We start from the raw sequence: 21,109 nt of genomic DNA on the forward strand, positions 1-21,109 counted from the left end.
CAGTGGAGAATCGGGGAGGAATTACGTTGATTTGTAGGGAACAGGACGGAGCATTTGTAATGGTTAAACAGCATGAGCACGGGCGGCTGGCCGGAGAATTTGCGCAATGGTTCAAGGAAGAACATGTACCCGAGGGAAACCGGCGTGCAGAGGTGCTGCGTGCGGTCAGCAACCATGACAGGGGCTGGATTGATCTCGATGAAACGCCTTTCTGGAATGATGCGGCAGGAGCGCCTTACAGCTTCATAGATTTTCCCGTAGTGCCGAAGCTTACGTTCTACAAACGTGGACTTAATGAGATTGAAGCGGACACACCGTACGGTGCGCTGCTGTGCAGTCTGCATTTTGAACGGCTGATTGAGGTGTCCGGGGAGGATTGTCCGGAGCTGACCGCCTATCTTAAGGATGAGGAGGAGCGCAGGGCCCGCATCCACCGCGACCTCGAGAAAAACCAGCCTATCGGAGAAGGCGAGCTGTATTACGATGCCAGGCTGCTGCAGTTTTCTGACGATCTCTCCTTGTATCTGGCTCTGAATGAGCCGGGAAGCCCCAAATCGGAAGAACATCCGTGGTGGAAGGACGGCTTCTCCGGAAGTGAGGATTTCAGCTTTACGTCAGGACGTCTGATCTCGGCGGAATGGCAGGATGCATCCACGCTAATGCTCGACCCTTTCCCGTTCACAAGGGATGTCGAGGTGGCAATGGTACTGCGTAAGGTCAGCAAGAAAGAAATCGCCAGCAAGGGAATTGCTTCTGCGTACAGCTCCGCACCGGAAGAAGAATGCCGGATTACCGTCACCAGCAGGCCGAAAGGCGGATTAATCAAACGGCACGGAAAGCGGGCGCACTCAGGAATGAATTAGCGGCTGCTTATCTTACCGCTACCAATTGCCCGTACCTTAGAACAGGAGTGTAATGGCTATGGCTTGGTGGGTATGGACCCTCAATATAGCAGTGATTATACTGCTGTCGTTTTGGTTTTTCCGGATGAAGCTGAGCTGGATGGGAAAAGGGGTGCTGCTGGCCCCAATTCTAATCTATGCGCTCATTTCGGTTGAGGATTTGCTGAACTGGATTGACCTGGGCTCCATCGTACCGGGCAACCGGGGATTAAGGGGACTGATTTTACTCTTTGCCCTGGCCTCGGTGCTTTTCTACATTCTGTTCATTTTTCATGAAATCAAGGAATCGAACAGCAAGGAAGTCAGGCTGCAGCAGACACTGGTCCGTATCAGTATTGCTGCTTTTACCTGCATTATTTTTTTTACAGTCGTATATACATCCATATATAAGCTATTTGGACAGTCCTCTTTTCAGGGCAAAGGAATAGGGGATGATCTGCTCAGCCAGCTGATTACCTTTCTATATTTCAGTGTGGCTACCTTTACGACTGTCGGCTATGGAGATGTGGCTCCGGTGGACAATACTTCGCGGCTCGTGGTCATCATGCAGATCAGCTTCAGCTTCATTACTGTAGCCTATGCCCTGTCCATGCTGGGCTTGTTCCGCAAGATTCTCGGCCCTGGTACGGAAGCAGAGATTGAGGCGTCCATCGAGGTAGATATTGATGATGAAGTGGACGAAGCGGTAGAAGATGTAAAAGATGAGATCAAGTGATTTTTACAGTTAGCGGAGCGGATTGTATTTCAAGCTCCTGCAAGGAAGGAGGGTCTCCCTATGAATAAAAAAGCGTCCGGGGGTTCTCCCAATGAAGGTCCACCTCTTGTTGCCGGCGGAGGTTACAACACTCCGCTACCACCCGGGAAGGGCAGCGGCCGCAAAATTACCCGCCGCCAGTTCCTGACCCGCGGAGCGGCTACTATGTTTGGGGCCGCGCTGCTCGGCGGCGGATATGTGTGGCAGGGAGAACCCAACTGGCTTGATATCACGAGGCTGGACATTCCGCTGAAGAATCTCCCTTCCGCGTTTGCCGGCACCCGGCTGGTTCATTTCAGTGATGTGCATCTGGGCTTCAACAAGGATGCCCATGATTTGGCCCGGCTGGTTAAGCACATTGAGGCCGCAGAGCCGGATATCATTTGCTTTACCGGGGATATTGTAGACAGCTACGCAGAGGACCTGAAAGAATCCGTAGCGCTGCTCGCGGAACTTCATGCCCCCCTGGGGAAATATGCGATATTCGGCAACCATGATTATAAGAACACGGAATTGCTTGCGCAGCTGCTGCAGTCTGCCGGGTTCACATTGCTGAGGAATCAGTCATATCTTATTAAGCAAGGCGGTGCAGTGATGGCGGTTGCTGGCCTGGAAGACATGCTGCATGGCCGTCCCGATCCGGAAGCTGCACTCAAAGGCATCCCAGAGGGGACATGTACGGTACTGATGATGCATGAGCCGGATTATGCTGACACGGCGGAAAATTATCCCTTCGATCTGCAGTTGTCGGGGCACAGCCATGGAGGACAGATCCGTCTTCCTTTTGTGGGTGCAGCCTACACCCCATACGGGGCAGTTAAATACATAAGCGGACTGTATCATACAGAGAATAAAGCCATGCCGGTTTATGTTAACAGAGGCTTCGGCGAGACTTATATGCCGTTTCGCCTGTTATGCCGGCCGGAGCTTACTGTGATTACGCTGCGCCGGGCGTAAGGAGCAATAGAACTGAAATTCCCAAATTAAGCTGCAAGGGAAGAGGAGCGCGTATGATCACTTACGAGACTGCAGGATTCATGGCTCAGCAAGGAGCCGCAGTGGAACTCCGGACGATGTTGCCTGCCGAAGGTGACAGGCTCAAGATGCTGCTCTCTCACCCGGATGTGCAGCGCCACATTTTGCATCGCAGTACAGCGGGTTCACAGCCAGCCCATCTGGATCAACTGGTGAACCGTATGCTGTATCCCTACGATCCTTGCGCGCTGCATGTGGGGATCTATCGCAAAGATGCACCGGAGCTGATCGGCACCGCCTCCCTGCAGAGCTGGAACCGTCCTGAAGGCAAAGCCGTACTAGGCTACATGCTCGATCCTGTATGGTGGGGGCAGGGCCTTGCTACAGAGGCCATTGGATTGTTGCTGGGCTACGGCATGCGGGAGCTTCGCTTGACCCATGTGGAGGGGCGCTGCCGCGGCGATAACTTCAGGTCCGAACGGGTCATGCTCAAAAACGGTCTGACGCTGGATCGGATCATGCCGATGGCCGATGGCTCGGGCGATGTAATGAAAGTATTCACATTGTCACACAAATGAAATAATGCCGTTATCAAACTCTAACAGTGTCCGGTTAAACTAAGTACATGACCCCCTTTTGAAAATATAACTGCTGTTGGGACCCGATGATTCGGGTCCATTTTTTTTGTTCCGTTGCCAATCCATAGGGGACCCGGAAGCGGTCAGGGACTGGAAGCTCACGCAGCTGTTAGTATATGATGGTTGTACAATTATATATCTGGATTTTAGGAGGATGTAATCTTGAATGAAGTGCTGAAGACATTAAACAATCACCGGTCTTTCCGGAAATACGGGCCGCAGCCTGTTGAGCCGGATAAGCTGCAGATGATTATTGAGGCCGCTCAATCGGCCCCATCCTGGGTGAACGGGCAGCAGGTCAGCATTATTGCTGTGCAGAATCAGCAGCGAAAGGCACAGCTATCGGTCTTGAGCGGGAATCAGAAGCATGTGGCCGACGCCCCGGTATTTTTGATCTTCTGCATGGATTTTTACCGGGCCAAGCTGGCCGCCGAGCTGGAAGGGCAGCCATTTGAGGCTGTGCACGATGTGGATGCGCTGCTGGTCGGTGCGGTGGATGTGGGAATCGCTTTGGAGAGTGCGGTTGCCGCTGCGGAATCCCTGGGGCTGGGCATCATTCCTATCGGTGGAGTCCGCCGCAATACTGCAGGCGTAATTGAATTGCTGGACTTGCCGGAGTATGTATTCCCGGTGGTCGGCTTATGCGTGGGGTATCCTGCCGAGGAGCTGCCAAAGAAGCCGCGTCTTCCGCTGGGGGCGGTTTTTCACGAGGAGCGTTATAACCCTGATCAGAAGGGATTTATACAGGAGTACAATCAGGCGTACCGCGGGTATCTAAAAGCGCTCGAAATGACGGAGCGGGATTGGAGCGCTACGATCGCCCATTTCTACGCTCTTAATCCGCAGTATGGAGATGCGCAGCATACGCTGAAGAAGCAGGGGTTTAACTGTGATAATCTGCAGAAACCCTGAGAATAACAAAATGCACCGCAGCGTTAACGTAATGGATGTCATGCTGTCCATCGACCGTTGAGCACTGCGGTGCATTTTTTTGTAAAGTCACAGGGTGTCACTGCAGCGGAACTGTAATTTTCCCGCGCCGTTTGTAGTATACCCAGTGAGTGAACCCGATTTCTTTAAGGCGCGCCACCACAGCCTCCCGCTGGTCAGCAACCCGGGACGGCAGATGCGCATCAGAGCCAAAGGTGACTTCCACTCCGTAATGCAGTGCACGTGCCAGAATATCATCCGAGGGATACCAGCCGCCGCACAGCTTGGTGCATCCGGAGGTATTGATCTCGATGGCGACGCCGCATTCGCCGATTACGCGCAGGCATTCGTCGATTTCTGCAGGCGTAGAGATTTCCGAAAATTGCGGATAGTTTCCTTTCATGGCATCGATATGGCCAAGAATCTGAAACATGCCGGTGCGCGCGGATTCGGAGATCAGCCGGTAGTATTCGGCTTTTGCCGCGGCTTTCTCCCGGCGGTCAAGCCCTTTCCAGCGCCCCTTATTAAAGATGCTGACACCCTTGACACTATGTACCGAGCCAATGATGTAATCAAAGGGATAAGCGGAAAGGGTTTGGCGGTAGAGTTCGGCATGTTCCGGGAAATAATCGGATTCAATACCGAGCAGCACATCAATTTTGCCTTCGTATTCTTTCTGCAGGGAGAGCACTTCTTCTACGTAATGGACAAGCTCCGATTTGGCCATGGCGATTTTGGGAAAGGCCTGTTCGGATGGACTGCCGAAATAAGGAGTGTGATCAGATATGCCGATGACGCCCAGACCGGCGTTGATGCCGGATTCAATATAGTCCCTGATGCTTCCGTCGGCATGGCCACAGCGGAAATGGTGGGTGTGTAGGTCGAATTTCATGGATATATCTCCTTTAGGCCAAATTTTACGAAAACAGTTCATGAGTATCGGACTTTGGGATCAGCTTCGACAGATGGATTCAAAGCTCTGCGAGGCTCTACTCCGAGCCGATAAATTGGGTTTCGGGCATGCCCTTTAGATCACTTAAGAATTGCCTCATGGCCGAATTGACATATTTGCCGGACTTGGTAATGACACCTACGGGATGCGTGACCTCAAGTTCGATAATCGGCACGATTTTGAGTGTGCCGCTGCGGACTTCTGCCGTAACTGACTGTTTGGAGATAACGGCTGCGCCTAGATCAAGCTCGACCATCCGCTTAACCTCCTCGCTGCTGGTCAGCTCCATGATGACCTGCGGCTGTATGCCGTGTTTTGCGAACACCTCATCGGCGAATTTGCGGCCGACCGTGTCAGGCGACAGGAGGATGAGCGGTGTTTTACCCAGGGCTTCAATCCCGGCCGATTTGACCTGGGCTAAAGGATGCCTTGGTGAAACAACCAGTTCAAAAGTATCATAATACAGCACAGAAGTGGTCATGGCAGGACTCCGTCCAATCAGATAACCGATGCCGACATCAACCAGGCCGTTTTCGACATGCTGATAGATTTGTGATGAAGACATCGAGGAAATCGAAGTTTTGATATGCGGAAACTGGTCTTGAAAATAGGACAGGATACGCGGCAGGATTTGAATGGCAATGGAGGTGGTCGTTCCGAGAATAATATGCCCTTGGGGATTCTCATCAAGATCCGCAAGGCGCTGCTTAAGCTCTTCGACAATACTCACGATCTGCTCTGCATGCGTAAGGAACACTTTGCCTCTGTCCGTCAAGGTAACGGGCTGGTTACGGTCAACGAGCTGAGTTTTGAACTCTTCTTCCAGACTTTTGATTTGTGCCGAAACTGCCGGCTGGGTCAGGTTAAGCAACTCACCTGCCTTGCGGAAGCTCATCGTTTTGGAGATCGTAATCAGCGTTTCGAGCTGGCTGATGTTCATGGACTTGCCCCCCCTTTTTGACTACCGAATAATGCTGCCGCTTCGTCCTGTAATGGGAACAACGGACGATTTTCCCGGGACGGCATAGCTGGTTGGTGCCTAATCAATAAGACTTTTATAGGTGCCCGGGTCTCCGCAATAAATGCAGGAATTCATTTCGGTCCATAGCCGGATTGAATGTGGATATGCAGTTATATCTTACACCGGTTGTTGGCATTTGATTAAATTATAGGAGATTCCTTCCGGCAGAGCAATGTTGCCAGGCAAACTAACTTGTGATTTCCTTCGACACCCCCATTAATTTTTGATGAATAATGCCGATATATGAAGTATAATTATAAATTATTGAATAGGACTTTCGGTATATGACTAAAGACTGGTAGAGGGGGGACACATCTTAATGAAAGCAGAAGTAATTAATCCGTTTTTAGAGTCTGCACGCATTGTAATTGAGCAGGTTATACAAGTCTCGCCATCCACCGGTAATCTGGGCATTAAGGAAATTGAACTGATCGATAATCATATATGGATTCAAGTGGGGATGACGGGCCAATTAAGCGGAAATATTATCTTTGGGATTGCAGAGCAGGTTGCACTGAAAATGGTATCGGCCATGATGGGCGGTTACGTGATTACAGAGATGGACGAGATGGGGCAGAGCGCGATTTCGGAACTGGGCAACATGATCAGCGGCAATGCCAGCACGATTCTTTCCAACCAAGGTGTAACTGTGGATATTACTCCGCCGAAGCTAATGAAGAGTGAGAGCATGTCCGTACTGCCGCGCAGAGCACTGAGCATCCCGCTCTTGATGGAAGGCATCGGCGAACTCGATATTCAAGTGATGATCTCTTAGGCGGACAATTGGGAGCTGAAGATTTTCATGCAACTTAAAGACAAGATTGTTGTCATAACAGGGGCTTCAAGCGGGATCGGGGCGCTGACAGCGCAAATGCTCAGCAAGCGTGGGGCTGTCCCTATTCTTCTGGCCCGTTCGGAAGATAAACTGAAAGAAACGGCGGCCGGTATTCCGGGCGTTTTTGGACTGTACACCTGCGATGTCAGAGATGAGGCGGAAGTAGAGCGGACCTTTGGCGAAATTCTGGCGGTGTACGGCAGGATCGATATTCTGCTTAACAACGCCGGATACGGCAAATTCGCCGGTTTTACCGAGATGGAACCCCATGAATTCGATGATATGATGGATGTAAACTATATGGGCATTGTACGTTGTACGAAGGCTGTAGTTCCGCATATGCTGCAGCGGGGAAGCGGGCAGATTGTCAATGTGGCCTCCATGGCCGGCAAGATTGGTACAGCCCGTGCTGTTGCTTATACAGCAACCAAACATGCGGTTCTCGGTTTCACGAATGCGCTTCGCCAGGAACTCCGGAAGAGCGGGATTATCGTTTCGGCGGTGAACCCGGGGCCGATTGCCACCGACTTTTTCAAAACGGCTGATCCATCAGGCAAATACGAGAAAAGTGTAGCCCGGATGATGATGACTCCGCAGCATGTGTCCTCCAAGATCGTCAAGCTGATGGAGAAAGGCAAAGAGGAAGTAGATCTGCCCGGTCTGGCGGGCTTCGGCATCCGGCTGTATGCTTTGTTTCCACGGCTGGCGGATAAGCTGACCTATAACGTTATGAACAGAAAATAAAGGTTTCATCAGCGGGTGTCTGTCGTCATTCTGCAGGGCGGCAGTCATTTTTGCAGGTCTAGCCTGCGCTAATGACAGCTTATCCTTGCGTAAACGGCCTTCCATTTGGTGGAGAGGCCTTTTTGGCATATAATGAAGATATTAACTTAAGCGAAAAGGATGAATTACACTTATGAATAAAGCTTCTTTTGCGGCCATCGGCATCCAGGACGACCTTGTTGCCAGGCTGTCGGAATTCGGCATTACTGATCCATCTCCGGTACAGGAGCAGACGATCCCGCTTCTGCTGGAGGGGAGAGATGTGCTGGCCGCTTCCCAGACAGGTACCGGCAAAACCTTGGCGTACCTGCTGCCGCTGATTCAAGGGATTAACCCGGAGCACCGGGTAGTCCAAAAGGTGGTGCTGGCACCAACCCAGGAGCTGGCGATGCAAATCCTCCGTGAGGCCGAGCGCTATGGGGCCCACCGGGGGATCAAGGCGATGGGCCTGATCGGCGGAGCGGCGATCAAACGCCAGATTGACAAGCTGCGCGAGCATCCCCAGCTCGTAGTGGGCACCCCTGGACGCGTGCGGGAGCTGATCGGCCTCCGCAAGCTGAAAATGCATGAGGTCAGCACGATCATCATCGATGAGGCGGACCAGATGTTCCAGCTCAGCGGAGCCGGTGAAGTGGCGAAGATCGTCAGCAGCGCGCTGCGCACGCGCCAATTGGTCATGCTGTCAGCGACCATCGGACCGGAGACCCAGGCGCTGGCCGCACGGGAGATGAAGAACCCGGCTGAGGTCGGCATTGATCCTGGAGTGATGACGGCACAGAGTCTTGAGCATCACTATGTGGTGGCAGAGGAACGGAACAAGATTGATATGCTGCGCCGGGTCATCCGCCATTACAACCCGCAGCGGGCGATAGTGTTCGTGAATGCTACCGAGGACATTGCCGAGGTGGAAGCAAAGCTGAACCATCTTGGGCTTACGGCAGCGGCGATCTATGGGGATGCAGACAAGGTGACACGCAGCAACGTACTTACCCGGTTCCGTGACGGCAAGTTCCGCGTCCTGGTGGCGAGCGATGTGGCAGCCCGGGGCCTGGATATTGAGAATCTGACGCTGGTAGTGAGCTTTGATCCGGCGTTTGACTCGGAGCATTATGTGCACCGGGCAGGGCGTACGGGACGTATGGGACGCCGCGGACTGTCGGTCTCCATTGTAACGGAGCAGCAGACGTTCATTATGCGCAAATTCGCCCGAGAGCTGAATATCACGCTTGAGGAGAAGGAAATGGTCGCCGGCAAGGTTATGGCGGCTGATGAAGCCCGCAGCCCGCTGGGCGGCGGCGAACGCGGGCGCGGGGAAAGTGCCACCCCGCGCAAGGAAGGCGCCGCACCGCGCAGCGGCAAGCCGCCTGTAAGGACATCGGCTGTGCAGGCCGATGCGGCCATCAAACCGGCCTTGCCGCGGCAAGGCCAGGCGGGAACTGCCGCAGGCGGAGAAGTGCGGCGCGAAGGGCACCACGGTACGGGCCCGGCTGCAGGCGGGCGCGGCGGTGCAGCTCCTGCGGGTAAACCGCGCGGCAGCAGTGCGGAACGTGAGAAGAACCGCAAGAACAAGGGAGCCCCAAAATGGCTCAAGAACAAAACCCCGAGAGGTGACGGTCAATGAATACAGCCCCCGTACTCGAGATTACGGGCTTAAGTGGTGGGTATAGCCTGAACAAGCCGGTGCTTCATGATATCGGCCTTCAGGTGCAGCCCGGTGAAATGGTTGGACTGATCGGTTTGAACGGAGCCGGAAAAAGCACGACAATGAAACATATCCTTGGCCTGATGTCGCCCCATAAAGGTGAAATTACCGTAAAGGGCAAAACCCGCAGTGCTGACCCGGAGGGGTATCACAGCGCATTGTCATTTGTGCCGGAATCTCCTCTGCTCTACGAGGAAATGACGGTCCGCGAGCATGTCGAATTCACTGCCAGAGCTTACAGCGTGGAGCGCAGCGACTATGAATCCCGCAGCGAGCAGCTGGCCGCACTCTTTAATATGGAGGACAAGATGGATACATTGTCCTCCCATTTATCCAAAGGTATGAAGCAGAAAGTGATGATTATGTGTGCTTTCGTGGCGCGTCCGGCACTGTATGTCATTGATGAGCCCTTTCTTGGCCTGGATCCGCTGGGCATCCGCTCTTTGCTCGACTTCATGCTGGATTTGAAAAAAACGGGGGCGTCGATCCTGCTGAGCTCCCATATCCTTTCCACAATCGAGAACTACTGCGACCGCTTTATTGTGCTGCACCGCGGCAAGGTTATTGCCCAAGGCACGCTTGCAGAGATGACCGCAGCTGCAGGGCTGCAGGGCTTGAACTTGGAGCAGCTGTTCTACGAATTGGTTCAGGGAGGGAAATGATATGGATTTAAAGGAGCTGCGCCGGCAGCGGCGCAGCCGGTTCATGGGAAGCATGCTGCCTTATGTGGGGTATGTCATTAAGAGCGGTGTAGCGATGCTCTTGCTTCTGCTGCTGATTGTCTTCTCGGCCTGGTATACTTCGCTGCTTCGGGACACTCCGTCAGGTATTCCGATCCGCTGGGTTATGCTGGTCCTGCTGCTGCCTGCGGCGGTGCACAGCAGCTTCCGGACGTATCTGCAGAGTCCGGATACTATATTTCTGCTTCCGCAGGGACACCGGATGAAGGAATATTTTGCCCGTAGCTGGGTAAGCGGAAATGTGTGGAAAATTGTGCGGCTGCTGTTTGTACTGATCACCGTCTGGCCCTTGTACATACGTACGGATGAATCGCCTAGGAGTCTGTTCGCTACCGTTCTCATTCTGATTCTGGTGAAATTGCTGTCCAGCTACGGGCTATGGCGGGAAACCGCAATGATATCCCGCCCGGCCGCAGTGGCCTACAACCTGCTGCGCTGGGCAGTAGGCGGATTAATGATTGCGGCATGGCTGTGGCAGCCGTCTCTCCGGGCCCTGATCTTCATATTGATCCTGGCGGCGGCATATTTGGCTGCATGTTCTGTTCCCGGACGGCATTCCGTTCCCTGGGAGCGTCTGATTGCCATGGAGAAGAACCAGGGGTCGAGGGCCTTGATGATTCTCGGCTGGTTCGTGGATGTGCCGGGACGTGAGCAGCGGGTATACGCCCGGCGTTACCTGTCACGCTGGGGGAGCGGTATCGCATGGCGGAGTAACGCTGCTTACCGCTTCCTGCTGACCAAAAGCTTTGCCCGGGGCGATGTCTTCGCCATTGTGATGCGGATCGCTGTTCTGGCGTTGCTGCTGGTCTGGTGGAATCGCGGCAGCTATGTGGGAAGCGGCATTTACTTGTTCTTCCTGTTCATCATGGGCATTCAGCTGTCGGCTTTGCGCAAGCTGCATAGCGAGTCGTTCTGGCTGTCGGTGTATCCTCTGCCAGAGGGCAGCAAAGGTGAAAGCACGAACCAGTTCATCTTCCGCGCCCTTTTGCTGCTGGCCTTGCTGACCGGCCTGCCATTTCTGGCCACAGCGGGTGAACGTCCGCTGCCTGTTCTCGGCACCTTCCTTGCCGGAGCGCTATTGGCCTACGTGTTCAAGGAATACTTGAAGCGCAAAGAAGCCGCGGCGGATGAGGATTTCTAACTTTTGGTGAGACTGGAGTGGAATGCCGGCAGGCCTGTATTCCGCTCCAAGCACAAAGACGCCTTGATAAGAGCGGATGCTCCCGTCAAGGCGTCTTTGTGCAAAGATAAGAATTTATATGTTTCACGCTATAAATTATCCTTCTATTTCTCGCTGAAACGGATACCGTCCTTTTGAGGACGGCAAAGCCGTTTCCACTTGTGATTAGCAGAGCAGGGAATGCTACCACGCGGGAACGGGAGAGAGCCCGAGGCTCCCTCCCGGGAGAGTCATTCCCGGTTAGATAAAGAGTGAACGGCTGATGATAACCAGCAGGATAAAGAGAACCAAAATTGCACCTGTGCTTGTAAATCCAGGGTGTCCGTATCCGCCTCTTACTTCTTCGCTCATGTTCATTCCCCTTTCGAATGTGTTTGCTGTACTTGAGTACATCGTATTGTATGTGCGGATAGATTAACGTGTATAGGCCAATGTCGCAGGGAAAGTCAAAAAAAAATCAGCTCCGGGTACCCGGAGCTGATTTCGAGATCAATGGTTTTGGGATCAGGCTTTTTCCAAATCGCGGATTCCCGCATAAACCAGGTCGAACAAATCTTCAAGCTGCTCCTCTTCAATACAGGAGAAGGCGATGCGCAGATCGGTTTCGCCCAGGGCGATTGTGCCCAGGCCATAATTGTGGATCAGATGCAGCCGCAGGTCTTCAGCTGATACAGTGTGCAGCTTCAGGCACATAAAGTAGCCTGAGTTGAAAGGATAATACGTCCATACGTCATCGCCGTATTTCCCGCTGTCGAGCAGTGCCTTCACTTTGTTGGCACGGCCTTTCATGATCTGGAACTTTTCTTCCTTCTGTTCAGCGAACTGAGGGGCCTTCAGTGCGTCCAGCACAAACGTCTGAGACGGGTGTGCACCGCTGGAAATAGTGGCGCGGATAATGCCGAGCGTTTTCTGTTCCAGTGCTGCAAGCAGCTCCTTGTTCTCGGAAGCGTAGGTGATGAAGCCGACGCGGAAGCCCCAGACGAATTCCTCTTTGGTGGCCCCGTCAATCTTGACGGCCAGCACGCGCGGATGGAGATTGGCCAGACGGCCGAACAACGATTCCTTGAGAGAATCCTCGAAGAAAAGTCCGAAATACGCGTCATCGCTGACGACTACGACATTGATGCCTTCCTCGGCAGCGCGCAGAATCGCGGCAACGATGGCTTCTCCTTCTTTTAGGCCGGGAGTATAGCCTGTAGGGTTATTAGGGAAGTTGAGCAGGACAATGGCTTTGCCGCGTCCCTTCTGGGCGAGCAGCGCTTCCAGCAGTCCTTCACTATTAAATTTCATATCTTCAGTGAAAAGCGGATAGTTGACGATTTCGCTGAGCCGGCGGATGCCGAAGGTCAGCTCGTAATTCTCCCAGTTCTTGTCCGGATAGATGATGGCATCGCCTTGTTCTGCGAACAGATCGGCAACTATGCTGAGCCCGTGCGTCAGGGCATTGGTAACGATAGGGTTGCCGAAGGATTTGCCTTCGAGCGATGGATTTTCACGGAGCATTTTTTCCCGCCATACAGTGCGCAGCTCTGGTTTGCCTGCAGGAGGAGCATAGCCGTACAAGTCTTTGGGACTGTAAGCGGAGAGCTTATCCTGAATGACACCAAGGTGCATAGGCATGCCATTCTCGGTAGCAATACCGATGGTTGCATTGTATTTCTTGGCGTGAGCTGTTGCTTCTGCAGATTGGCTCAGGATGCCCTCTTTAGGGAAATAGATCGCCTTGCCAAGATCGGAGAGCATATCGTACACATGTTCATTGCCTGCCTTGATGCTTTCGTTTAATTGTCCAGCCAGTGGATTCATCAGTTTCATCCTTCCGGTATTCTTCTGGGATATATACGTTAACATTGCCTAACATTATATCACCGTGATTCCCAGCCGTCACTGATGAAAGCAGCCATTTTATAAATACTTTTAGAATATTTTCAGCGGCGTTAGCCAAGCTGTAATTCGTTTCGGTGCTCTACTTAAGTCAGCTATGGTGGGGGCAGTATTTTTTCATCATTTCTATCGTTTCGGCATCGCGTTCTCCGTTTCTCTCCTCCAGACCCCTGGTGATGCCGGACCGTTCCTCTTCTTTCAGATTCTGGCCGAACTTAAATTTGGCTGTCAGCTCATCCGGAACAATTCGTACGACCGCAACACCCTTCAGCCGCGAGCGGTATTTCGGATCTTCGGCATCAATAGGATCAAAGCCGCCCTCGGGCTGCAGCTTGTTCATAAACCGGGACAATACAGCAGCCTTCTCGGCGGACGCCTCCACAAGTTCGGCCACTCCATAAGCAGTTACGCTTTTAAAATAGGCCGTGGCAGGGCAAGCGAGATGGGGATCACTGAAATAAGAGGGGATTAGCGCGTATTCGTCGGCAACGGTAAAGCAGACCCGCGCCTGCTGGCGGATGCTCTCCATTTTGCCTCCGGCATGACTGCCGTGGAAATAGAAGCAGCCCTCCATATAGACGAAATTCAGCGGAGTGACCCGCGGCTGTCCCTGTTCATCGCTTGTACCGAGAAAACCAAAGCTCATTCCTTGCAAAAATTGAGCCACTTCTTCTTCCTGCTCTATCTTAAATTCTTTTCTGCGCATAATACACGTCCTTTTCATCATAGTGGCGGAGTACTCACCTTGAGTAATTGTTTACTTAGAATAGTTGATAAATTGACAATGAAAAAGGACCGGTTTAGAGTTATTTTAATAGTCCACTTTTGAGGAAAGGGTGGGGAGATGAATTTCACACTGCCATATGACCAGTACCTGGCCATCCACCGTTATAAATATCTAGCGTTATATCATGCGTTCCGGGCAGCGATCCTGGAGGGGATACTTCCCGGGGGGACAAGGCTGCCGTCAACAAGACGGCTTGCCGGGCTGTATCTTGTGTCGCGCGGTTCAGCATCACAGGTATATGACATGCTGCTGGCTGACGGTTACATCAAGACTGAGAAGGGCCGGGGCACCTTTGTTTCAGATGACAGCTTTTTTCCTGCTGCCGGGGGAGAGCCGGTATACAGGGAGGATTCAACCGATCATCAGGTGGTTGACCTGCCAAGGGTCGGCGCTGGACTCAATCCGGCAGGTGAGGAAATTCGCACGCCTGATCGGGAATTCCTTGAACCTGGAGCGATCCCGCTGTCCTCTTGGGGAGAGCGCCTGATGGAGCGCCAGGTTTCCATCTACGGGCAGGCGGGTGAAGATGCCATCAGCTTTCGCAGCAGTGGCATGCGGATTGAACATTTTCCTTACGGCGAGTGGCGGAGCGCACTGAATTATGCCGGAGGCAAGGGAGGCGGGATGCTGGAGGGCTATTGTCCGCCGCAAGGGGAGGAGAGCCTGCGGCGGGCAATAGCTGCCCATTTGCGGATTACCCGGGGAATCAGAGCCGACGCGGAGCAGATCGTGCTGTTCAGCGGCTCGATGCAGGGCATTGTCCTTCTGGTGCAGCTGCTGCTGGAACCGGGCGAACCTGCCGTTGTGGAAGATCCCGGATTTCATGGCATCCGCCGGGCAGTGGAGATTGGCGGCGGCAAGCTGCTGCCGGGACGGGTTGACGAGAGCGGGCTTGTGCCCGAGGATTGGGCAGCACGGCTGCTGTTTGTGACGCCAAGCCGCCAATTCCCCACGGGAGCGGTACTGCCGCTCGACCGGCGGCGCAGCTTACTGGAATGGGCCCGGCGGCAGGAGGCAGTCATTGTCGAGGATGATTATGACAGCGAGTTCCGCTGGGGCGGCCGGCCGATTGAACCGTTGAAAGCGCTCGACCGGGAGGACCGGGTGGTGTATATCGGCTCCTTCTCCAACAGCATGTTCTCCGGGCTGCGGCTCGGGTTCGCCGTGCTGCCCCCTTCGCTGGTGGGTCCTGTGACAGCGGCCAAGGCGCTTTATGAGCCGCTTCCAGGCGCACAGCTTGAGCAGCGGGCGTTGGCCCGGTTCATGAGCACTGGCGGATACAGCCGCCATCTGCGGCGGATGACGCGCATATACGGGGAGCGTGCCCGCATTTTCCGTGCGCTTCTGAATGAGCGGCTTGGAATGCTCTTTCAGCCGTTGCCCGGCGATTCCGGCCTGCATATTTATGCCCGGTGGCTGCGCCCGGAACAGGAGTATTCCGCCTTCCGGGAAGCGGCTTTGCAGCGAGGCACAGACTTCCGCGACGCAGCACTGTACCGGATAGGCCCGGGTGGTCCGGCCGCTTGCTTTTCTTTTTCCCATCTTGATGCTGAGGCACTGGAAGAAGGGGTGAACCGCCTGCTTCTGGCCTGGAAGGATGTGCAAAAATACACGTGACAAGGTATTATAAGAGTAAGGAAAATGTATGCTTACAAAACTTAAGCATATGCTTTCGAAGATTTTTTTTGTCGAAGCTAATTCAGTGAGGTAACGCTCACAACAAATTTAGGAGGAAATATTATGCTGCATGCATCGCCGTCCTCTTTTGTGATCCTGCCTGCCCTGGCGAAAATTGTCTGCGAACCGGGCTGGAAGTGGCAAAAAAGAGAGAAGCCGCTGCAAAATTATGATCTGTTCTATGTCTGGAGCGGAGAAGGTACGGTTGTGCGCAGCGGAGTGCCTTTCAAGGTAGGAAAGGGAAGCTGCTTCCTGTTCCGTCCGGGCGACTTTACGTATGCGACCCATAATCCGCAAAAGCCGCTAGTGCTTACATACATTCATTTTGACGTAACCGAAGAGGTCACGGATATTCCCCAGCCTTACCGTGAATTGACCGAAACAGTGGAATTCGAGCATCTGCTCGCCCGTTATGTCCGCCTGTTCCTGGTGAAGACCTACGCTGCAGAAGAGGAGGGGCGGCTGATCTTGAAGCAGCTGATGATTCATCTGCTGCGCGAGGACCGGGTGATGCCGGTAGAGCGGCATGTCAGCAATCAGCTGGCTGAGGTCATCCACGAGGTGGCCAACTACGTCAGCCAGCATCCCGGAGCGGCGCACCGGGTAGAGGATCTGGCAGCCCGGGCGGGGCTGTCGCCACGGTATTTTTCGATCAAATTCAAAGAGATTACAGGTTCCTCGGTCCAGTCCTATGTCATCCGTGCCCGGATTGAGCGGGCCCAGCACCTGCTGCTATATGCCGGGATGAATGTCACCGAGGTGGCCGATGCACTGGGCTATCGCGATATTTTCTTTTTCAGCCGCCAGTTCAAGCAGCATACGGGGAAAAGTCCGTCTGAAATCCGCTGATTCTTCCTTTTGTTTCAGCTTTTTGCTGCAAGGGTAAATACGTTGCAACTTAGTATGCGAGGATTTACATAGCAGCTTGGAAGGGAGAACATAACTGATGTTTAGAGGACGCAGAATATGCAATAGTGAATGTAAAAGTGGAGGCGCCGGGGTTTTTCGAAACCGCTGGAGACGCTTGAAGCAGAATAACATGGCAGCTACAGACTGTTGGTTCTGACAACAAGGGCAGTATCAAATACAAGCGGAGAACCGGGGCCTTGCGGCGTCCGGTTTTTTGAATGGTTCATGGTTCATAGACTGGCATGTAGAAGAAAAGGGTACAGCGGATTCTTTCTGAATAGAAGATACAGGGGACTGTCTTGCAGTACTGGGGTGTATTCTTCTATCTATGCAGGGGCATAAGGATAAAGAGGTTTTTGTATGAGCGTACAATTGTTCAGCCCAACCCTGAGAAAGCATCGGTGAGCAGCTGAATTCATATACTGAGCAGCAAAAAAAATGACCAAACCAATGGCTGAAGGAAGGAGAAAGAACATGTATGAAATCGTATTGATACGGCATGGGGAGAGCGAGTACAACCGTCAGAATTTATTCACAGGCTGGAGTGATCCCGATCTGACGGAAAAGGGAATAGAAGAGGCCAAAGCGGCCGGGAAGCTGTTAAAAGAAGCAGGCTACACGTTCGATCTGGCCTTCGCTTCTGTGCTGAAACGTTCGATCAAGACACTTAATTATGTGCTGGAAGAAATGGATCTGCTGTGGATTCCCGTACAGAAATCCTGGAAGCTGAATGAGCGCCATTATGGTGCGCTGCAGGGGCTGAGCAAGAGTGAGACTGCGGTGAAATATGGTGAAGAGCAGCTTCATATCTGGCGGCGCAGCCTGTCGGTCCGTCCGCCGCTGCTGGAGCCGGATGACCCGCGTTATGCCAGAAACGATATCCGCTACAAGGAGGTGCGCTCCGGGGATATCCCGCGCGGCGAGAGCCTGGAGGATACCGTTCACCGCGTCGGCGATTTCTGGGGCAAGCGGATTGTGCCGCTGATCCGGAAGAAAGAGCGGGTGCTGATCTCGGCACATGGCAACACCCTGCGGGCGCTGATCAAATTTATGGAGGACATTGACGAGACAGCGCTGCTCGACCTTAATGTTCCGACCGGTGTTCCGCTGGTCTATAAGCTGGATGACGATGTGAAGCCGATCAGCCGCTTCTATCTCGGCGTGCCCGAAGAGGTGCAGGCCAAAGCCCGTGAGGTGGCTAACCAGAGCAAGGTAACGGAGTAGCGATATTCGGGCGTTGTCTAAACGAAATCATTCATGAAACCCAAAAGCAGCAGGTCTCTGTAACAGAGACCTGCTGCTTTTGCTGCTTTCCGGTGAAGATGTACTGCTATTCCAATTTGAATTTGGAGGCAGCCTCCGCCAGGCTTTTGGTTAAACCGTCAATTGTTTCGACCATATCGGCTAAACGGTGAACCATGGAAGATTGCTCATGCATTGTTGCTGTGACCTCTTCAACCGAAGCCGAAACCTGCTCACCCGATGCAGACAGATTCTGCGTGGATTCCAGCATTTCGTCCTTGTCGTGCTGCATAAGGGCAATGTCATCAGCCATGCTCTTAATCTGTCCGGTGATGTCCGTAATATTCTGGTGAATGGCATGGAAGGCCTGCCGGGTTCTGCCTACATATTCGTCCTGCTGCGTGGAAATATCCTTAATCTGCTGCACGCTCTGATGATTTTCCTGTACGAAAGCCAGATTCTGCCCGATGATCCCGTTGATTTCACTGGACTGGATGGAGCTCTGTTCAGCCAGCTTGCGGATTTCAGTGGCAACTACGGCAAATCCCCGTCCATATTCCCCGGCCCTTGCCGCTTCGATAGAGGCGTTCAGTGCAAGCAGATTTGTCTGCTTGGCGATATTGCTGATCGCTCCCGTGATCTGGCCGATACTGCTCGAGCTTTCCTGCAGCTTCAGGGTAATCGCAGAGATTTTCTGCACTTCCTCATCGTTTTGCTCGCTGATATTGGACAGCTCTTCTACAACCTGATTGCTGCTGTGGAAGACTTCAATAATTTCATCGGCCCGCTCTTTGACGGATTGGGCTTTTGCATTCATGGAGACGAATTTCTCGCCGAAGCTGAGGAATTTATCCACAATCGTCTCGGTATCATGCGCCTGCGACTCTATGGCTGTGGCAATTTCTGCAGTGGTTACCGTTGTCTCGCCGATCGATTTGGCTGTCTGCTTGGAGGACTCGTCCAGATCCTTGGTGCTTGAATTAAGCACGGAAATGGAGGTGTTCATATTCGTAATCAGCAATTTGTTCTGCTGAGCCATCGTATTAAAGCTGTCGGCAAGCTCCTTGAATTCACTATTATATTTTCCCGTGGCAGTAACCTGCAGGTCGCCTGAGGCCAGTTGTCTGAACAATTTGCTCAGCTGCACAATCGGCCGTGTGATCGATCTGGATACTATCAGACCTATCGCAGTGACAAGCAGCACGGCCAGTATGGAAATGGCAACAATCTGCTTAAGCATGGACATAATCGGCATTTTGATATCCTCGTAAGAATCAATGACCGATACTATCCAGTCGGCATCTGGAATCTTGTTGTACCGGAGATATTCTGTTCCGAGATCACTTTCTCCTGTGAGGATATCGTCTTTCGCCTGCAGGTTAAGCAGAGCTTCGGTACCTTCGGGTTTTAATCCGATTCTTTTCTCATCCTTCGAATTGTACAGCACGATTCCGCTCCGGCTCAGAATTTCAATCTGGCCCTGGCCGTTAATTTGGATTTTTCCTAATTTATCTATAAAAAACTCGGAGCTCATGTTGGATGAATACACGCCGATCACCTTGCCGCTTAAATCTTTAATCGGCCGAGAAAAAGCTATAATCAACTGCCCTGTGCTTTGGGATACTGTGGCATCGCTGATAAAAGCTTCGCCTTTTATGGATTTCTGGAAATATTCCCTGTCTGAGCGTGATTCGCCGACGGTCTCTTTATTGCTTCCGGCAACAATGATTCCTTTGGCATCAAGGACGACCATGGATTGGCTGCCCCTTGTATTCTTCAGGATTGTGGCAAGCTTCTCATTGGAGGCACTGTAATAAGGGTTCTTCCCGGAAAAGAACTCAGTTTCGGACAACGTTCCCTCCTCCCGCAGATTCAACAGCGCGCGGAACAGTTCCTGCGATGAAATCAGATAGGAAGCCTCCTTCTGCAGCTGCACGGCAGTCCATAAGCCTTCTCCGATCCGGTCGGCGTTGGCGGTAATCTCGTCTTTGCTTTTTTTGAGCAGCAGTTCCGAGCCCAAGCTGTACACTGAAACGGATATAGCCAGCACACTGGCGATTACGAGCAGGGTAATCAGCCCGGGAAGCTTGATCCTTAAAGATAAGTTAGTGAATTTGCCAAGCCGGTCTTTCGATTTGTTCATGTAAAAGTTCCCCCTGATGTATGTATGGTCCTACATGTATATCGGAGGGATCATGTTGAGATTCAAGAGGAAACATCAACCAAATGATTAAAATTTGCAATAAATATCAGCTCTATGAAAAAGGATACTCCGGCCCTGTTCAAGGCTTGCGGAGTACCCTTATATGTTCGTTGTTAGGTTAGGCTGAAATGTTAAAGATGACGCTGCAAGGTTCCCAGCAGTTCCCCCATCTTGACCTTGGTCTCGCTTGTCAGCCCGGCCCTTGGGGTAAAGGTGCCGCTCTCCAGCAGCAGTACTACGGTTGAGCCGAATTCAAAATAAGCCAGATCATCGCCGATTTGCCATTCCATGGCCTGTTCATCGGTGTAGCGGATGCTGCTGACATTCATTGCGCCTACCTTTACAACCGCTGCTTCCCCATTCGCTCCCGCGATATAAGTAATAAGACGTTCGTTGCGGCTCAGCACACCCTTCATATGTCTCATGCCGAATTCATTGACAGGATAAGCCCGGCCGCGGATATGATCACTCTCGACTTTACGCCCGGTGAGAGGCGCGTGAATCCGGTGATAATCCGTAGGGCTCAGATAGAGCACGAAGAAAAAGCCTTTCTTGTACAGCTCCAGGTGCGGAGAGTGGTTAAGCAGTTCTTCCAGCTCATAATCCTGTCCTTTTACATTCATAATTGTTCCGGAATGAATCTCACCCATGGCGGTAATCATCGCATCCACCGGACTGGCTACGGCATTGTCCCCGCTTGCGACAGGGCGCATCCCCGGTTTCAACCGCCGGCTGAAAAACTCGTTAAGCGTACGATATTGTCGGGACTGCTTCTCCGCTTCAGCAGCGGGAATATGATAGGACTTAATAAATACCGGGATCAAAAAACGGCTGAGTCTGCTATGGGAAAAAGCCCCCATCAACCGGGAAAGCCATCTGTGCGAGGACAGTTCCGTCATCAGCCGCAGCAATTGTTTAACCATGAACATCTCCCTTCCATCATGCAGCAACAAGGCCCCATACCCGGGGCCTTATCCGCTCTGAATTATATTGAC

Annotated in this window: 20 protein-coding genes; 13 read left to right on the forward strand and 7 right to left on the reverse strand. The window is 52.7% G+C overall.

Annotation, left to right across the window (positions count from 1 at the left end; translation table 11 throughout):
- Window positions 1-26 precede the first annotated feature (26 nt).
- The 5 genes from ACAN56_RS26770 (at window position 27) to ACAN56_RS26790 (ending at window position 4,181) form a co-directional block, all read left to right on the forward strand.
- Entirely contained in the window at window positions 27-863 is an 837-nt protein-coding gene (locus ACAN56_RS26770) for a DUF3891 family protein (protein ID WP_379146613.1), read from the forward strand.
- Between the two features lie 58 nt (window positions 864-921).
- Complete coding sequence (locus ACAN56_RS26775) at window positions 922-1,617, forward strand: ion channel (RefSeq protein ID WP_038596070.1); 696 nt, start codon at window positions 922-924, stop codon at window positions 1,615-1,617.
- 60 nt (window positions 1,618-1,677) lie between these two features.
- Complete coding sequence (locus ACAN56_RS26780; protein ID WP_038596068.1) at window positions 1,678-2,613, forward strand: metallophosphoesterase; 936 nt, start codon at window positions 1,678-1,680, stop codon at window positions 2,611-2,613.
- Window positions 2,614-2,666: 53 nt separating this feature from the next.
- Entirely contained in the window at window positions 2,667-3,209 is a 543-nt protein-coding gene (locus ACAN56_RS26785; RefSeq protein ID WP_379146616.1) for a GNAT family N-acetyltransferase, read from the forward strand.
- 231 nt (window positions 3,210-3,440) lie between these two features.
- On the forward strand, window positions 3,441-4,181 hold the full coding sequence (locus ACAN56_RS26790) for an NADPH-dependent oxidoreductase (RefSeq protein WP_379146682.1): 741 nt from the start codon (window positions 3,441-3,443) through the stop codon (window positions 4,179-4,181).
- 97 nt (window positions 4,182-4,278) lie between these two features.
- Here the strand turns inward: ACAN56_RS26790 and ACAN56_RS26795 are convergent, their stop codons facing one another.
- Together ACAN56_RS26795 and ACAN56_RS26800 are read right to left on the reverse strand one after the other, a co-directional pair.
- Window positions 4,279-5,091 carry a histidinol-phosphatase gene (locus ACAN56_RS26795; protein ID WP_379146618.1) on the reverse strand — a complete coding sequence of 271 codons (813 nt, stop codon included), beginning with the start codon at window positions 5,089-5,091 and terminating at the stop codon, window positions 4,279-4,281.
- A 97-nt stretch (window positions 5,092-5,188) separates the two neighbouring features.
- The gene (locus ACAN56_RS26800; protein WP_038596062.1) at window positions 5,189-6,091 is read right to left on the reverse strand and encodes a LysR family transcriptional regulator; all 903 of its coding nucleotides are present in this window, start codon (window positions 6,089-6,091) and stop codon (window positions 5,189-5,191) included.
- A gap of 400 nt (window positions 6,092-6,491) precedes the next feature.
- Here ACAN56_RS26800 and ACAN56_RS26805 point away from each other — a divergent pair, with 400 nt between their 5' ends.
- From ACAN56_RS26805 to ACAN56_RS26825, 5 genes are all read left to right on the forward strand, one after another.
- A complete protein-coding gene (locus ACAN56_RS26805; protein ID WP_038596060.1) occupies window positions 6,492-6,947 on the forward strand; it encodes a chemotaxis protein CheX in 456 nt (151 codons plus the stop codon).
- A 27-nt stretch (window positions 6,948-6,974) separates the two neighbouring features.
- Window positions 6,975-7,751, forward strand: a complete 777-nt coding sequence (locus ACAN56_RS26810; RefSeq protein WP_052092286.1) for an SDR family NAD(P)-dependent oxidoreductase — start codon at window positions 6,975-6,977, stop codon at window positions 7,749-7,751.
- Window positions 7,752-7,923: 172 nt separating this feature from the next.
- Entirely contained in the window at window positions 7,924-9,411 is a 1,488-nt protein-coding gene (locus ACAN56_RS26815) for a DEAD/DEAH box helicase (protein ID WP_038596055.1), read from the forward strand.
- Entirely contained in the window at window positions 9,408-10,154 is a 747-nt protein-coding gene (locus tag ACAN56_RS26820) for an ABC transporter ATP-binding protein (protein ID WP_038596054.1), read from the forward strand. Before ACAN56_RS26815 ends, ACAN56_RS26820 begins: the two co-directional genes overlap by 4 nt.
- Window position 10,155: 1 nt before the next feature.
- Window positions 10,156-11,373 (forward strand): ABC transporter permease, encoded by a 1,218-nt coding sequence (locus ACAN56_RS26825; RefSeq protein ID WP_038596052.1) that lies wholly within the window; start codon window positions 10,156-10,158, stop codon window positions 11,371-11,373.
- Between the two features lie 279 nt (window positions 11,374-11,652).
- Here the strand turns inward: ACAN56_RS26825 and ACAN56_RS26830 are convergent, their stop codons facing one another.
- The 3 genes from ACAN56_RS26830 to ACAN56_RS26840 form a co-directional block, all read right to left on the reverse strand.
- A complete protein-coding gene (locus ACAN56_RS26830) occupies window positions 11,653-11,763 on the reverse strand; it encodes a YjcZ family sporulation protein (RefSeq protein ID WP_218642534.1) in 111 nt (36 codons plus the stop codon).
- A 153-nt stretch (window positions 11,764-11,916) separates the two neighbouring features.
- On the reverse strand, window positions 11,917-13,218 hold the full coding sequence (locus tag ACAN56_RS26835; protein ID WP_038600645.1) for an aminotransferase class I/II-fold pyridoxal phosphate-dependent enzyme: 1,302 nt from the start codon (window positions 13,216-13,218) through the stop codon (window positions 11,917-11,919).
- A gap of 169 nt (window positions 13,219-13,387) precedes the next feature.
- The gene (locus ACAN56_RS26840) at window positions 13,388-14,002 is read right to left on the reverse strand and encodes a pyridoxamine 5'-phosphate oxidase family protein (RefSeq protein WP_076112497.1); all 615 of its coding nucleotides are present in this window, start codon (window positions 14,000-14,002) and stop codon (window positions 13,388-13,390) included.
- A gap of 138 nt (window positions 14,003-14,140) precedes the next feature.
- Between ACAN56_RS26840 and pdxR the strand changes: the two genes are divergently transcribed.
- From pdxR to gpmA, 3 genes are all read left to right on the forward strand, one after another.
- Window positions 14,141-15,700, forward strand: coding sequence for a MocR-like pyridoxine biosynthesis transcription factor PdxR (pdxR, locus tag ACAN56_RS26845; protein WP_379146622.1), 1,560 nt, complete (start codon window positions 14,141-14,143; stop codon window positions 15,698-15,700).
- A gap of 123 nt (window positions 15,701-15,823) precedes the next feature.
- Entirely contained in the window at window positions 15,824-16,609 is a 786-nt protein-coding gene (locus tag ACAN56_RS26850) for a helix-turn-helix domain-containing protein (RefSeq protein WP_038596047.1), read from the forward strand.
- A gap of 534 nt (window positions 16,610-17,143) precedes the next feature.
- Window positions 17,144-17,893 carry a 2,3-diphosphoglycerate-dependent phosphoglycerate mutase gene (gene gpmA / locus ACAN56_RS26855; RefSeq protein WP_038596044.1) on the forward strand — a complete coding sequence of 250 codons (750 nt, stop codon included), beginning with the start codon at window positions 17,144-17,146 and terminating at the stop codon, window positions 17,891-17,893.
- Window positions 17,894-17,999: 106 nt separating this feature from the next.
- Here gpmA and ACAN56_RS26860 read toward each other — a convergent pair whose 3' ends face one another.
- A complete protein-coding gene (locus ACAN56_RS26860; RefSeq protein ID WP_379146626.1) occupies window positions 18,000-20,054 on the reverse strand; it encodes a methyl-accepting chemotaxis protein in 2,055 nt (684 codons plus the stop codon).
- 191 nt (window positions 20,055-20,245) lie between these two features.
- Entirely contained in the window at window positions 20,246-21,037 is a 792-nt protein-coding gene (gene asd / locus ACAN56_RS26865) for an archaetidylserine decarboxylase (protein ID WP_341119091.1), read from the reverse strand.
- Window positions 21,038-21,109 lie beyond the last annotated feature (72 nt).

The sequence above is a fragment of the Paenibacillus paludis genome, assembly GCF_042610515.1.
Taxonomy (GTDB): Bacteria; Bacillota; Bacilli; order Paenibacillales; family Paenibacillaceae; genus Paenibacillus_AQ.